The following is a 13519-nucleotide window of genomic DNA, read 5'->3' as shown; positions in this document are numbered from 1 at the left end:
TGTGAGCTAAGCTAACATGGCGTTAACATCAGTAATATTTATATTGGTAATATATATAGGTGCAAATGAGTTATAAAAATAAAAAAAGGATAGAGTACATTTAGGTTTGAGCAACTCTGACCCCATTATTTTCACAAGGCTGATATACTATGCTAGAAAATTAAATAAACACTTACAGAGTACCTTTACTACCAATGATAAATACACAACACCATTTAGCAGGCAATGAGTGAAAATACCTAAACGCCTACAACCTCTCGTCGATGATGGTTTAATTGACGAAGTATTAAGCCGCTTAATGAGTGGTAAAGAAGCCGATGTTTTCGTGGTTCGCTGTGGTGAACATGTTCGTTGCGCAAAGGTTTATAAAGATGCGGTTAAACGTAGCTTTAAAAAAGCGGCACAGTATCAAGAAGGTCGCAAAGTGCGAGGTGGTCGCCAAGCACGTGCTATGGGCAAACGTTCTAGCTACGGACGCCAAATTGAAGAAGAAATTTGGCAAACTGCAGAGGTAGATGCCCTATCACGTTTAAATGAAGCCGGTGTGCGTGTACCAGATACATACTGCTGTATAGATGGCGTGCTGCTAATGGAATTGGTGTCTGATGAACACGGCGATGTAGCGCCGCAGTTAGGTCATGTTAGCTTTAGCAAAGAAGAAGCAATAGCCCAGCATAAACTCATGATGCACAATATTATGCTAATGCTTTGCGCGGGTATTATTCACGGCGACTTGTCTGAGTTTAACGTTCTTGTAGATGACAAAGGCCCTGTCATTATCGATTTACCCCAAGCGGTAAATGCCTCAGCCAACAACAACGCCGAGGCCATGTTTGCTCGCGACGTTAATAATATTCGCCGTTATTACGGCGAGTTTGCTCCCGAGCTATTGAATACTAACTACGCAAAAGAAATGTGGGCGCTATTTGAAGAAGCCAACCTAACGCCTAATTCTGTCCTTACAGGTGAGTTTGAAGATGACAGTGAAGATGCTGATGTAGACGCCATTCTTGAGGAAATACAAGCAGCCGCTGATGAAGAGCAAGAACGGTTAGCACGTATTAATTTTTCGGATGATGATTAGCAGATAAAAATGGGGGAGCAGAGTACTTATAGTTATCGCGTTACCCGCCGTTACTTGACACTTATTTTAACTGCACGAAATTGAAATAATTGAATTAAAATTAAATGCTAGTCGCAAAATTTAGTAGGTGCTAAATTTACGTGGCATTCGCAAAGCAATGTGATTTTATAGGCCTGAATGCCCGTTACGCATTTTAACGGACTGGTAGGTAATCAAAGCCCGATTTACTCGGGCTTTTTTGTGCTCTTTCAATTTAACCTAATTAGTTTTACTTGCTAGGTATCGGGCTGAAGTTTTATTAAACGGCCGCCTTCTTTGTCTTCAAGTACATATATGTTGCCCTTGTTATCTTGTTCCACCTCACGAACCCGTTTACCCCATTCGTAACGTTCCGCCTCTTCCACATTCCACTTTTGACCATCTTGACTGAAAGTAACCCGCACTAACGCTTCTGAAGACAAACCGCCTATGAAGCCATTCCCTTTCCAGTCTTTGTACATGTCACCCTTATAGATAATAAAACCCGCCGGGCTTATGGCAGGTACCCACGCATTTTCTGGCGCTTTATAAATAGGGTAATCTTCGTGGTTCGGTATTTTTACACCGGAATAATGGTCGCCCTGCGAAACGACGGGGTAGCCATAGTTACGCGCTTTTTCAATAACATTGAGCTCATCACCATGACGGGGGCCCATTTCATGGGACCATAAATTGCCCTGTTCGTCGAAATCAATACCCAATGGGTTACGGTGCCCGAGCGTCCATATTTGTTCTGTCACGCTACCGTTGCCATAAAATGGATTATCCTGTGGCACGCTTCCATCTGCATTTAAGCGCAAAATTTTTCCCAAGTTCATCGCCATGTTTTGCGCTGGCGTAAATTTCTGCCTGTCTCCTGACGTAATAAACAAGTAGCCGTCCGGCGAAAACGCCATACGATGTGAATAGTGCCCATTTCCGGTTACTTTCGGTGATTGATGCCAAATAACTTCTCTGTCAGACAAATTTGCACCGCTATCAGAAATATTTAGTGTTGCGCGCTCAATCACTGCCCCACTGTAGGCATCATCTTTGGGATCGCGCACTATGTAGGAAATATAGATGGTGCTATTCGTTTTAAAATCAGGGTGAACAATTACATCACCTAAACCACCTTGCCCTCGCGCTTTAACGTTGGGAGTGCCGGTTACTGCAAAGCGTTTCTGTTGGTTCTTATCAAGCAACCACAGTGTGCCAGCCTTTTCTGTTACTAAACTATGCCCATCAGGTAAAAATACCATTGCCCAAGGGTTTTCGAATGATGTTATAGCTTTTCCGACAAGCATAGTGCCCTTACTGCCTTTCAACTCAACCTGAGTTGGAAAGTCAGACTGAGCCGACGCAACGAAGGAGGTTGCTAGCATAGTAAAAAGAAAAGCTACTTTTTTTCCCGTGATAGGTTTTCGCATAGTCGTTGTTAACCTTGTAAAAGGTTCGCGTAATACTTGTCACACCGCAGTGTGGCACGCAAATGATGATTAATAACGATGTTTACGCGTGTTTATTGGGTACGGCTCACTTGCGCTAACATCGGCTAATTTTGCTTTGTTTCGCAGCCCGCCATCATCCTATCGATAGGATGATGGCGGGTTGTTGTGGTATCTAGCCCAAAGACGCCTAAATTGCCTTGGATCTTCAAACCCACACCGCTGGGCGATTTCTTCTACCTGCAACGGCGAGTGTTGCAAGAGTTGCTGGGCTAAACTTAGTCGTAATTTGTAAATATATTCTTTACTAGTAATACCGGTGCTGTCTTTAAATATTCGCGCAAAGTGGCGTTTACTGCAATGCCCTAAGTCAGCCAGTTCGTCTACACTCCAACTTTTAGCAGGGTCTTGCTGAATCTTGTCTTGAATTGTATGAATTCTTTGCTGTAAATGGTTTCTGTGCTCCAGATACGGTGACAAACTAGGATCTTGCATACCTCGGCGAATAAACAATACCATTTGCCTGGCTATCTTTGCCGATATTTGGGGGCCAACTTGCTGCTGTACCAAATGAAGCGCTAAATCAATTCCAGCGGATACACCAGCGCTGGTATACACATTGCCATCTTGTACAAATAATCGGTTTTCAAGTACTTGCTTAGCGGTAAGTAAAGCAGATAACTCATTGCAGTGCATAAAGTGTGTGGTGCATTTTTTATTATTCAGCAACCCCGCTTTCGCCAACACCAATGCTCCTGCACAAACACTGATCACTTTGGCAAATTGATGTTGTGCTAACCATCCACATACTTTTTGCATCACAGGCGTATCAAGTTTAATTTCATTACCCACCATGCCGGTTACTAATAGCCAAGCATTTGGTTCAACGGTATTTGGCAAAGGGTCTACCGACAACTTCATACCAAGTGAGTTTTTAAGCGAAGTCTGCGGCCCAACAAAATGCAGTTTAAAATGGGGTTTACCGTAGCGATTTGCATAAGCAAAAACCTCTGCAGGACCTACCACATCTAACATTAAAAGCTCTGGAAGCAATACGATGTAGATAGGTATTGTTTCAGTGTCGGCATTTGTATTCATGTCAGTATCAAAAGTGCCAGCAGATTCAGCCATCGTAAAATCACCTATCACACACTTACTGCCACTTTACGGCGAAAGCGACCACCAAAGGTATTAAGTAGCAGGCCAAACAAAACCAAGATAATACCCAGCCACTGCATAGGCGTAATACTTTCACCCAGCATGAGTGCAGCAGAGCTTAACCCTACAACGGGAACGCCTAATGACAACGGCGCAATTTGGCCAGCTGGGTAGCGAGCTAATAAATAGCTCCAAAGCCCATATCCCGTAATAGTGGCCCCAACCGCCAGATACAGTAACGCGCCAAACGACACCCAACTAAACCCACTTAAACTTGTGATAATTTGCTCGGGCCCTTCAATAAAATAACTGCCGATGAAAAACGGAATAGGCGGTACCCATGCGCTCCAAACCACTAAGTTAACGTTCGAATTAAAGCCTCGATTGCTAATGCTTCTAGCACTAATATTACCTAAAGCCCAGCTTGCCGCGCCAGCCATGGTTAAACCGAACCCTAGGGCTGTGATGCTATGGTCGTCTTTACTTAGTGCAATAAAAGTTAAGCCAAACGCGGCAATAAAAAAGGCCCACACTTGATAATTCTTTATTGATTCTTTTAGAAAAAACATAGCAAAAATCATGGTAAACAACGCCTGTGCTTGCAACGCAAGCGACGCTAACCCTGCGGGCATTCCATAGGCCATAGCTGAAAATAAAAATGCAAATTGCAGGAAGCTAATAGGCACTGCATAGGCTACCCACCATATAAATGGGGTGTTAGGTCGTTTAAAAAATAAAGCCCCCACCGAAGCCACTAACAGGAAGCGTAAACCGCCCATTAATAAAGGAGGCATACCTTCTAACCCCCAAGCAATTGCAACGAAATTCACGCCCCATATCACCACAATAAATATTGCGATCAATAAATCTTTACCTAACATACCCTTCCCTTTTCGTTGCCGTTTATTGATTAGCGCTCATGCGCCGGAATATGCTTTATAGTGTCTACAAATGTAGTAATTTCTTGCTCACTGAGTTGTCCAACGACTTTCTCATTACTTGCACTATGGTGCTGTAAACCCAAACCCGGACGGTATGCTTTTACAGGGCGTATAGGCCTTCGTTGCAAGTCACCCCCGCAGTTAGGGCAAACGCCGTGTAATATTCCCTTTAAACAATCTTCACAGAACGTACACTCATAAGTGCAAATATAGGCCTTTGATGAGTTAGCAGGTAAAGATGTATTACAGCATTCGCAATTAGGTTTAAGTATCAACATAGAGGTATGCCTTGATGATTGTTGATAACGATACTATGCCTGTTTGTACATGGATGGTAGGGCAAAAACTTAATCTTAGCGGGTCAAAAAGGACATAAGTAAGAAATAGTGTGTTTTAAGGTAGGCAGTGTACTCTACTCTTATTTTCAAATATCATGACGCCAAATTTAATGCGTTGTGGGTTCCCTTTTTATGTCATTTAGCGCGCTAGGCCTGTGTACTGAACTTTTAAATACGGTTGCTGAAAAGGGCTATACCACCCCATCTCCAATTCAGCAGGAAGCCATTCCTGCAATATTAAGTAAGCAAGACCTTATTGCGATTGCACAAACAGGAACGGGGAAAACAGCGAGTTTTTCACTGCCTATTTTGCAGCTATTGGCAGACAAGCCTCACTCTGAGCCTAACTGTGTACGCGCGCTAATCATAGCTCCTACAAGAGAGCTTGCCGCACAGGTTGCCCAGAACGTGGAACAATATAGCCAGAATCTAAAAGTCCGCTCAACCGCCGTGTTTGGTGGCGTACGGATTGAACCTCAAAAATATGCGTTAGCCCAAGGTGTAGACATTCTCATCGCAACACCAGGGCGCTTGTTAGATTTATACGAACAAGGCGCGATTAATTTCGACTCTATTGAAATACTGGTGCTAGACGAAGCCGATCGTATGTTGGACTTAGGTTTTATTGAGCATATTCATCACATACAAAGGCTTCTGCCAGATAAACGTCAAACACTACTCTTTTCAGCCACGTTTTCGAAAGAAATTAAAACATTAGCAACCACGATGCTGAACACCCCTAAAACTATCGAGTTAGCTAGGGCTAATGATCACATTGAAAAGATCACGCAAATATTGCATCCGGTAGACAAAGAGCGAAAAAACGAGCTTCTTATTCACCTTATTGAAAATAATGACTGGTCTCAAATATTGGTATTTACGCGTACCAAACGCGGCGCAGATGAATTAAGGAATGAACTTGAAGCGAAAGGTATTGTTGCAGAGTCTATTCATGCCAATAGAACGCAGCAAGCACGCACATTAGCGTTAAATGGCTTTAGAGATGGCAGCATTAAAGTACTGATTGGAACAGACCTAGCCGCTAGAGGCATTGATATTCAGCAATTGCCATGCGTGATTAATGTCGACCTGCCCTATGTAGCTGAGGACTATATTCATAGAATTGGCCGTACAGGCAGAGCGTCGTCAGAGGGCTTGGCTATTTCGCTATTCAGCGACGATGAAGCAAAGCAGCTAAAAACCATCGAACGTCTTCTTGGCAGGCAATTTAAAAAGACCTTCATTGCCGAATTTGCGCCGAAGCCAAAACCGAAGCCACCCGCAGCTAAGATTGAAGAAGACTTATACGGGAATTTTGAGGCTGACGACAAGCCGAAAGGTAAAGGTAGATCGAAGGGGCGTAGAAAGCGCCGTTAGTTCAGCGCTTTCAACGCTCAAAAAACACATCAACTAAATCGGCAAGGGTTTCTTCCAACTCTTCTTCGAAAACATCAATATCAATATCGAAGCTGTTCATATACTTGTCAGCATTTTCACGCGATACCGTAATATTCTTCATCTGAAACTCTAGCTCAGGAAGTGATTTGTCATATCGAGGTTTAACAACCCAACGCAAACAGTGGCCGCGGTTGTCTTTCAGTTTTTGTTTAGCAAAAACACAAAATTCCTCGACATAGTCTGCTCCCTGCGGCCCAAGGCAGCCAGGTTCAATACGACACATCACCAACAACTTTTTGTACAGAGGGAGTCGAGTTTCCATTTTATCTTTCAATAGTTTAAAGATTTGATTATCGGCAAATTTTGTTTATTTTTCCAGTATGGAATAGAGCCAATATTAATTTTGTAAGTATTAAATTCGCTTTAAAGCAAAGCAGTACATCACCCTTTTTGGCTGAGTACTGCGATAGTGTGCCAGTCTTTCATAGTAACATCCGCTTCAGATTCGCCAAATGTTTCGACGATTGGTGCTGGGGCGTTAATTTGCCCGATATCTGCTTCGCCGTTGTACCCCCTATAAATTAATTACCACACCATAGCTGCCACACCGCGCCTAAATTTTTAACTCCAGCAGCCTAGCGTGCTTCATTTCTGTTAGTGAACTTTACACACACTATGCCCGTTTAAAGTTTGCACAAAACAATTGAGTACGGTGATTTTGTTTTAGCGAATGCAACCTTGCTAGCTAGCCTTCTTAAACATTTACATAGGGATTTAAAATGAAAAATTATGCTATTAACACAGAAGTAGAGTGGGAATGGGGAAAAGGTAGCGCCACGGGTAATATTCGAAAGAAATATACAAGTGACGTTGAGCGCACAATTAAAGGCTCATCGGTAAAACGTGAGGCCAGCGAAAAAGACCCTGCTTATCTTATCGAACAAGACGATGGCAGTGAGGTACTGAAGTCGCACAGCGAACTTAAAAAATCGTCTTAACTTATTTATAGATTATTGTACTTCGTATAATGACAATGACCCCTTCTTTTTTCTCTCATAGCGATGTAGTTAACATAGCGAAGAATTTGCTAGGCAAATATCTATACAGTGAAATTGATGGTATACGAACGGGTGGCATAATTTTAGAGACTGAGGCTTATTCCCATAGCAACGATTTGGCAATGCAAAAGCATTTGCTCAGACGCCCTTCTTCTATAAAAACACTAAAACGCAATGGCGGAATTGCTTACATATACAAGGTTTATGGCCACCATAGTATGTTCAATATTGTCACGAACAGTGAAGCGTTTGCAGACTCGGTGCTTATTCGTGCAATTGAGCCAACTGAGGGAGTTGAAGCTATGGCAAAAAGAAGGAACATGCAGTGTGCTAACAAAAACCTGTGTTCGGGCCCTGCTAAACTCACTCAAGCTCTTGGTTTAACGCCTTCCCTTAATGGAGCATCAGTAACCAATCGAAACCTGGTTTGGGTTCAAGGTGAAGGTGAAGGAAAAGGAAAAGGAAAAGGAAAAGGAAAAGGAAAAACAGTACCCAAGGATAATATAACGTGCTCACCACGCATTGGTATAGATTACGCCGAAGATGACGCCGCATTACCCTGGCGATTTACACTGAAAAGAAAGGCGCTATTGCAGGCGGATTAGCTCGCTTCTTTCACCACCGCGTGACGGTTATATTGGGCAGAGTATTTAAAGATTAAGTACCCTGCCCCCATAATTTACTCGTCTGTTTGCGAAGCGTAATGGTTCTGCATTAACCATGCATAAGCGGAAGTAAAAGCTGGCTCTTGAAACTGCTTTAAACCCGTTTCGGCAAAAGGCACTGCAATTGGGTTTCTGCGTAAAGATTCTTTAATATCAGTTGGGCTATATACAATTACATCCAACCCTTCAATTAATTCAATAGCCGCTTCTAATTTGAAGCCAATAGCGCTGCCAGCAAATTTACCTTTGCTTTGACGTTGGCGAATTATCACAGCATCAATTTTGTAATCGGCCACAAGTTTAGCGAAAGTACTTTGAAAGCTTTTGAGCCCTTTAGCACTGCTATCGGCCAACGTTAACCGGCGTGTTCGGCAGTCGGGAACATGAAACAAGCCATCTATTAGCGACAATAGACACACATTTGCTTCGTTACCTTTTAAATCTACACCACAGACTTTCATATTCATTCCTATTTACATTTATCAGCCATTATAGCGTGTTTTGCTAATGATATTTATCAACACTCAGCTTTCTTTGCCAACATCATAATTTTTGCTATGAAAATGGAAGCAGATGGCGTCCTATCGAATCACTTACTCGCTAAATTTGAAATCATAAATGGGTTTGAAAGTTTATTAAGCTGTCTTTAAGACTGTAGTATCTACCGCCTTAACTTATTAATATTATTTAATAGTGTTTTAAAAAAGAGCTAGTATTAACTAAAATTCAAATAATAAATTGAATACTTAACAGGAATTGCACTGAAGGTCGAAAAAATAGGGGCAGAGTACTTTTTTATTAGTAATGTACTCTGCCCCTTTTATTCCACATTTATTACTTAAAGCTGGATTACGTTATCGCCGCTGTCCCTGTCTATCATTTTCACGAAGGGATCTACCCCAACATAGGCAGGCTTTTCTTCCACAGTAACGGTAAAAGTATTTTCTCCGCTTACGAGCTTGTGCTTCTGGTTGTAAAGCACTTTGGTGTCTCCAGACACGTCCTCGGGATCGCCGCTAAACAGCGCAATATCGACGTACTCATTCACTGCACCTTCGGTCTCACGTCCCGCGCCATCAGCCTCAAATTTCGCAGCCGCGACAGTCATGGTCACTTCGAACTTACCCTCACTGGTTTGTTCTGCGTCTGCTGACAACATTTTTAAGTCATATAGCGTGATGCGCTCAAACAAATCGGCAATAAACTGCTGCTCTTCTTTTGATGCCTGAGCGTTTAGCGCAGCTTGAAGATCTAGCGTCGTTGGATACGGGTTATCACTGAACTTATACTCTTCTAAGAAGTTTTTAAGCGCGGTATTAACACGTTCTTCCCCTAAACGGTCGAGGATTGCCATCATGACTACAGAGCCTTTGCGGTAGTGAATATACTGCTGGTTCTCACTACGCATGAACGGCATTTCCTCAATAAGCTCGCTGCCGCGATCACGTAAGTAACGATCCAGTTCGTATTTAAGGAAGCGGCGCATCTTATCTTCGCCAAAGCGTTCACGCAGCACCATAATGGCACTGTACTGAGACAAACTTTCAACGATAATAGCCTGCCCCTGTACATTCGCCGCCCCTACCTGATGTCCCCACCACTGGTGTGCAACCTCATGTGCCGTAACATAGTACACGTAGTCTATATTTTCCGGGTCGCGCAAATCCGCGATAAACCCGATTTCCTCCGAGTACGGCACGGTATTAGCAAAGCTCTGTGCAAACGAGCGGTAACCTGGAAACTCTATAATGCGCATCTGTCGGTGTTGATAAGGGCCAAAGGCGTTGGTGAAATAGTCCAGAGAATCCTTCACACTTTGCACCATCACATCCACGTTCCAGTTATGTTCTGGGTGATAATACACCTCGATATTTACACCGTTGTGAGCGTCCTTTTTAACGTCATGGCGTGCCGAGAGGTATGAGAAGAAATTCACGATAGGGGCATCCATTTTATAATGAAAATAGCGACGCCCGTTCTCCTGCCACTCTTGTTGCAAGTAACCAGGTGCGATAGCAATCTGATCGCTGCTAGTAGACACGGTAGTTTCAAAGTCGATAAAGGTTACGCCTTTACCAAAGCCACTTTCAGCGTAGCGTGAGGAATCTTCCAGTTGATATGCACGAGGGCGTTCTGGCAGATCGCGCTTGCGTCGCTCGTGCCTATCTGCAATCAGGTATTGTGGATTGAATCCGAAAGAAGGAAACAGCGAGTAACTGTCTATAAAAGTCCCATTCTCAGCCACTTGAAGATCGAAGTTACCGTCTTTAAAGCCCTTATTCTCACGCAATACTGACACGGTTCCGGTTCGGGTTTCGCCTGGCATCAAAGGCTCTTCAAACGTCATCCATGCTGCAGAGAGTGAGTCGAAACGTTCGCTAACTTGCGCGCCGGGAATAACGATATCCCATTCAGTGGTGAATTGAGGCACAGAAATTAGGGTGCGCGAAATAGGCTCATTAAATGGATTGCTTACTGTAATGTCTGCAGATACTTCGACACGGCGGGCTTCTGGATAAATATCAACATTCGCATTAACACGGGTTACCACCGGAATAAAATCGTCCTCGTACTGAGAAAATTGACGTTCGTATTCAGCCTGTAACTCAAAACCTTCATCTTGTGTAAGGTATGTATTCACTACCTTGGTGTTGTAATGAATGTACCCACCTGTAAGTACGAATACGATGAGGCTTGCCGCTAGCACCGTTTTTCCGGAAGTACCTAACTGATAACCCAGTAGCTTGAAACGGTGTTTTAGCGAAACTTCGGGCCCGCGCTGCCACATGGCATAGCCTACAGTGAAAAGAGCCAGCGATAGTGCGCTCCAGTAAAGCATATACCAAGCGAATGGCGCTAAGAACCAGCCCCAGCCGTTTAAGTCTGAGTACAGCACTTGTGGGGCATCACTAAAGCTCCACATATTATGCTCAAGCCCTAGCTCAGCAAACACTAAGCTAACAATAAAGTACGCCACAAACAGCAGCATACCCACGAATTTATTCGGGCTTAACACCTGAATAAAGAATGCAAGCACGGCGAGTAGCGCCCACGGTACCCAGGATACAAAGTAGATCCCAATAAAATAGGTGCCGAAATCAAAATCAAAGTAGCCCTGCGTAGCTTGGTAAACAACGGTAAAAATGATACCAATAGCGAATAACAAAGCGGTTACTGCCCACATCGCAAGCAGCTTTGATACCCAGAACACAAGGTTAAACGCGGGCGTAGAGTCGATAATATCGCCCATCCCCGACCCACGCTCGCGCCAGACAATCTCTCCACTGTAGTAGGTAACAACGATAAGCATCATCAGCCCGTAACTTTCGCGAATGAACTCGACCATCTTGTAAGTCAACGGCCAATTTGAAGTGCCGTAAATGCCGTCGATAGGCACGAAGTACAACGCAGTAAGGTTGAACACCGTGAATATCATTAGCACAAGAAGCGCAGGGCTAAAAATCACTTGCCGCATTTCAAAGCCGATACGAGTTAGCAACTTACTAAGCTGTTCGCCATGCTGAGATTTTATGGTTAGGTTTAGGCTTTGTGGTGGTGGAATTTTTGAGGCTTTTGTAGGCTTCTCTTTTCGGGCTTTCTGCTGCCAGCGCATTTGATAAATACTGCCGACGGTTGCCAAAATAACCGCGCCTATACCAAGCCAAATCAAACGGTTTTGTAACAACACACCTTCTAACGACACAACGGCGGTATTCTTATCAAATACAGTCCAATAACGGGTTACCTCTCTATAGGTACGCAGACCAAATGGGTCTAGCAATGCGCCGATAGTGCGGTATTCCGGCTCCGATGTTACCACTCCACTTATAAGGTAAAAAATAAAGATACCCATGGCTACCAGATACGCCGCCATCATTGAGCGAAGGCGTTGGGCAATAGCGTAAAATATCATTCCCAATGCAAGCATGCTGGGCACTGAGAAGTAAAAAAAGGTGGTCAAATAGAAGCTTAGGTTTGTGGGCCCTATCCGTTCCTGATCTACCCAAGGCATCAAAGAGCCTAATAAAATAGCGATGGGGACCATAGCAAATACGCAAAGGCTCACCAGATAGGCGCCAAAAAAACGCCCTAAATGATACGGTAACGGTGTAATGGGTCGCGTATAGACTAGTTCGCCCATATTGCTGGAATGATTGCGTGTAGCCGTTCCGGAAACAAAATTAACCAGCAGGAATAAGGCAAAAATACTCATGATTAGCGTGGTTTGAGTGATAGCAAACGAGCCGTTATAGAGTACGTTACCACCGCCACCAATGCGCACATTGTCGGTGGTTGTCGCCATAAAGGGCAATAGGAAAAACGCCAGCATGGTGACGTAAAATGAGGGTTGGCGAAGATAATATCGCCATTCAAAAGTAAGGCTGTTCAAAAACATCGTTGTTCTCCCTTACGCAGCTGTCGCAGCGCGGCTGTTATGCAGCGTAGAGAAATAAACGTCTTCAAGGTTAGCCGGCGCCTGTTCGAATCCCTCTGGCGGTGTGTCTGCTAAAACATGAATGACATGCTTTCCGGCAATTAGACGAGCCGATATAATATTAAGGTGCTGTTCAAGTTCGCGGTATTCTTCTTGGCTAACCTGTTTGCGCCAGATACGCCCTGCCAGTTCGTGTGTCAGGCTCATTGGGTTGCCTTCCATTAATATTTGCCCCTGCCCCAGCACCGCCATTTTTGGGCAAAGTTCAGACACATCATCAACGATATGTGTAGATAATATGATGACTTTCTCTTCACCTAGGCTTACCAGCAAATTATGGAAGCGGTTGCGTTCTTCAGGATCAAGTCCCGCCGTAGGCTCATCAACGATAATAAGGTCGGGGTCGCCAAGTAGCGCCTGAGCAATACCAAAACGCTGACGCATACCACCGGAATAGCCGCTCACAGCTTTATCTCTGTGTTGCCATAAATTAGTATGAACCAACAAGCTTTCTACCGCTTCTTTGCGGTCTGACTTACTGTTTATCCCTTTTAATACCGCAAGATGGTCTAGCAGTTTTTCAGCACTGATGCGTGGGTAAACGCCGAAATTCTGTGGCAGATACCCAAGACGCTGGCGCAGCGCATTAGGATCGGCCAATACATCGATATCATCGAACTGAATTGAACCACTATCAGGAGTTTGAAGAGTAGCAATAGTCCTCATTAATGAGGATTTCCCAGCACCATTCGGCCCTAGTAACCCAAACATTCCCTTGGGGATTGACAAGTCTATACCGTTCAGGGCTTTAACCCCATTTGGATACGTTTTGGTAAGGCCGGTAATACTGAGCATGAACATTCCTTTGGTTTTATATTGTTCAAATTTCAGACTACGCCGTAATGACTTGTCTGTTAACTGAAAACTTGTAACAAAGTGCGAAATTTGTTCAATACCATAAAAATGGGGTCAGAGT

Annotated in this window: 12 protein-coding genes; 4 read left to right on the top strand and 8 right to left on the bottom strand. The window is 43.8% G+C overall.

The genetic code is table 11. The features are described 5' to 3' along the window. The first annotated feature begins 229 nt into the window (after nucleotides 1-229). A complete protein-coding gene (locus J5X92_RS20040) occupies nucleotides 230-1084 on the top strand; it encodes a PA4780 family RIO1-like protein kinase (protein ID WP_126873732.1) in 855 nt (284 codons plus the stop codon). Nucleotides 1085-1359: 275 nt separating this feature from the next. Here the strand turns inward: J5X92_RS20040 and J5X92_RS20035 are convergent, their stop codons facing one another. The 4 genes from J5X92_RS20035 to J5X92_RS20020 all read right to left on the bottom strand — a co-directional run bounded on the left by J5X92_RS20035 (nucleotide 1360) and on the right by J5X92_RS20020 (nucleotide 4927). Further along, on the bottom strand, nucleotides 1360-2532 hold the full coding sequence (locus tag J5X92_RS20035) for a PQQ-dependent sugar dehydrogenase (RefSeq protein ID WP_126873733.1): 1173 nt from the start codon (nucleotides 2530-2532) through the stop codon (nucleotides 1360-1362). 159 nt (nucleotides 2533-2691) lie between these two features. After that, on the bottom strand, nucleotides 2692-3681 hold the full coding sequence (locus J5X92_RS20030; protein WP_208806382.1) for a helix-turn-helix domain-containing protein: 990 nt from the start codon (nucleotides 3679-3681) through the stop codon (nucleotides 2692-2694). Between the two features lie 14 nt (nucleotides 3682-3695). After that, the gene (locus tag J5X92_RS20025; RefSeq protein WP_208806381.1) at nucleotides 3696-4589 is read right to left on the bottom strand and encodes an EamA family transporter; all 894 of its coding nucleotides are present in this window, start codon (nucleotides 4587-4589) and stop codon (nucleotides 3696-3698) included. A 29-nt stretch (nucleotides 4590-4618) separates the two neighbouring features. Beyond that, nucleotides 4619-4927: a DUF1272 domain-containing protein gene (locus J5X92_RS20020; RefSeq protein ID WP_208806380.1), complete on the bottom strand. Its 309-nt coding sequence runs from the start codon at nucleotides 4925-4927 to the stop codon at nucleotides 4619-4621. 192 nt (nucleotides 4928-5119) lie between these two features. On the opposite strand from J5X92_RS20020, the gene J5X92_RS20015 reads away from it, so the two are divergent. Next, nucleotides 5120-6364, top strand: a complete 1245-nt coding sequence (locus tag J5X92_RS20015) for a DEAD/DEAH box helicase (protein WP_208806379.1) — start codon at nucleotides 5120-5122, stop codon at nucleotides 6362-6364. Between the two features lie 10 nt (nucleotides 6365-6374). Here the strand turns inward: J5X92_RS20015 and J5X92_RS20010 are convergent, their stop codons facing one another. Then, nucleotides 6375-6707 (bottom strand): hypothetical protein, encoded by a 333-nt coding sequence (locus J5X92_RS20010; protein ID WP_013783016.1) that lies wholly within the window; start codon nucleotides 6705-6707, stop codon nucleotides 6375-6377. A 457-nt stretch (nucleotides 6708-7164) separates the two neighbouring features. Here J5X92_RS20010 and J5X92_RS20005 point away from each other — a divergent pair, with 457 nt between their 5' ends. Then, nucleotides 7165-7383, top strand: a complete 219-nt coding sequence (locus J5X92_RS20005) for a DUF2945 domain-containing protein (protein WP_129739815.1) — start codon at nucleotides 7165-7167, stop codon at nucleotides 7381-7383. A gap of 35 nt (nucleotides 7384-7418) precedes the next feature. After that, complete coding sequence (locus tag J5X92_RS20000; protein ID WP_208806378.1) at nucleotides 7419-8048, top strand: DNA-3-methyladenine glycosylase; 630 nt, start codon at nucleotides 7419-7421, stop codon at nucleotides 8046-8048. A gap of 74 nt (nucleotides 8049-8122) precedes the next feature. Here the strand turns inward: J5X92_RS20000 and J5X92_RS19995 are convergent, their stop codons facing one another. The 3 genes from J5X92_RS19995 to J5X92_RS19985 all read right to left on the bottom strand — a co-directional run bounded on the left by J5X92_RS19995 (nucleotide 8123) and on the right by J5X92_RS19985 (nucleotide 13398). Next, a complete protein-coding gene (locus J5X92_RS19995) occupies nucleotides 8123-8569 on the bottom strand; it encodes a DUF3010 family protein (RefSeq protein WP_208806377.1) in 447 nt (148 codons plus the stop codon). A gap of 377 nt (nucleotides 8570-8946) precedes the next feature. Next, the gene (locus J5X92_RS19990; protein WP_208806376.1) at nucleotides 8947-12504 is read right to left on the bottom strand and encodes a M1 family aminopeptidase; all 3558 of its coding nucleotides are present in this window, start codon (nucleotides 12502-12504) and stop codon (nucleotides 8947-8949) included. Between the two features lie 12 nt (nucleotides 12505-12516). After that, on the bottom strand, nucleotides 12517-13398 hold the full coding sequence (locus J5X92_RS19985; protein WP_208806375.1) for an ABC transporter ATP-binding protein: 882 nt from the start codon (nucleotides 13396-13398) through the stop codon (nucleotides 12517-12519). Nucleotides 13399-13519 lie beyond the last annotated feature (121 nt).

Origin of the sequence: Alteromonas sp. K632G (assembly GCF_017653625.1) — a bacterium.
Lineage (GTDB): Bacteria > Pseudomonadota > Gammaproteobacteria > Enterobacterales > Alteromonadaceae > Alteromonas > Alteromonas naphthalenivorans.
This window is presented reverse-complemented; position numbering and strand designations above follow the sequence as displayed.

Coding starts and splice junctions, on each gene's coding strand:
- J5X92_RS19990 (WP_208806376.1), bottom strand. CDS start 12,504: ATGTTTTTGAACAGCCTTACTTTTGAATGGCGATATTATCTTCGCCAA.
- J5X92_RS19995 (WP_208806377.1), bottom strand. CDS start 8,569: ATGAAAGTCTGTGGTGTAGATTTAAAAGGTAACGAAGCAAATGTGTGT.
- J5X92_RS20010 (WP_013783016.1), bottom strand. CDS start 6,707: ATGGAAACTCGACTCCCTCTGTACAAAAAGTTGTTGGTGATGTGTCGT.
- J5X92_RS20005 (WP_129739815.1), top strand. CDS start 7,165: ATGAAAAATTATGCTATTAACACAGAAGTAGAGTGGGAATGGGGAAAA.
- J5X92_RS20035 (WP_126873733.1), bottom strand. CDS start 2,532: ATGCGAAAACCTATCACGGGAAAAAAAGTAGCTTTTCTTTTTACTATG.
- J5X92_RS20000 (WP_208806378.1), top strand. CDS start 7,419: ATGACCCCTTCTTTTTTCTCTCATAGCGATGTAGTTAACATAGCGAAG.
- J5X92_RS20030 (WP_208806382.1), bottom strand. CDS start 3,681: ATGGCTGAATCTGCTGGCACTTTTGATACTGACATGAATACAAATGCC.
- J5X92_RS20020 (WP_208806380.1), bottom strand. CDS start 4,927: ATGTTGATACTTAAACCTAATTGCGAATGCTGTAATACATCTTTACCT.
- J5X92_RS20025 (WP_208806381.1), bottom strand. CDS start 4,589: ATGTTAGGTAAAGATTTATTGATCGCAATATTTATTGTGGTGATATGG.
- J5X92_RS19985 (WP_208806375.1), bottom strand. CDS start 13,398: ATGCTCAGTATTACCGGCCTTACCAAAACGTATCCAAATGGGGTTAAA.
- J5X92_RS20015 (WP_208806379.1), top strand. CDS start 5,120: ATGTCATTTAGCGCGCTAGGCCTGTGTACTGAACTTTTAAATACGGTT.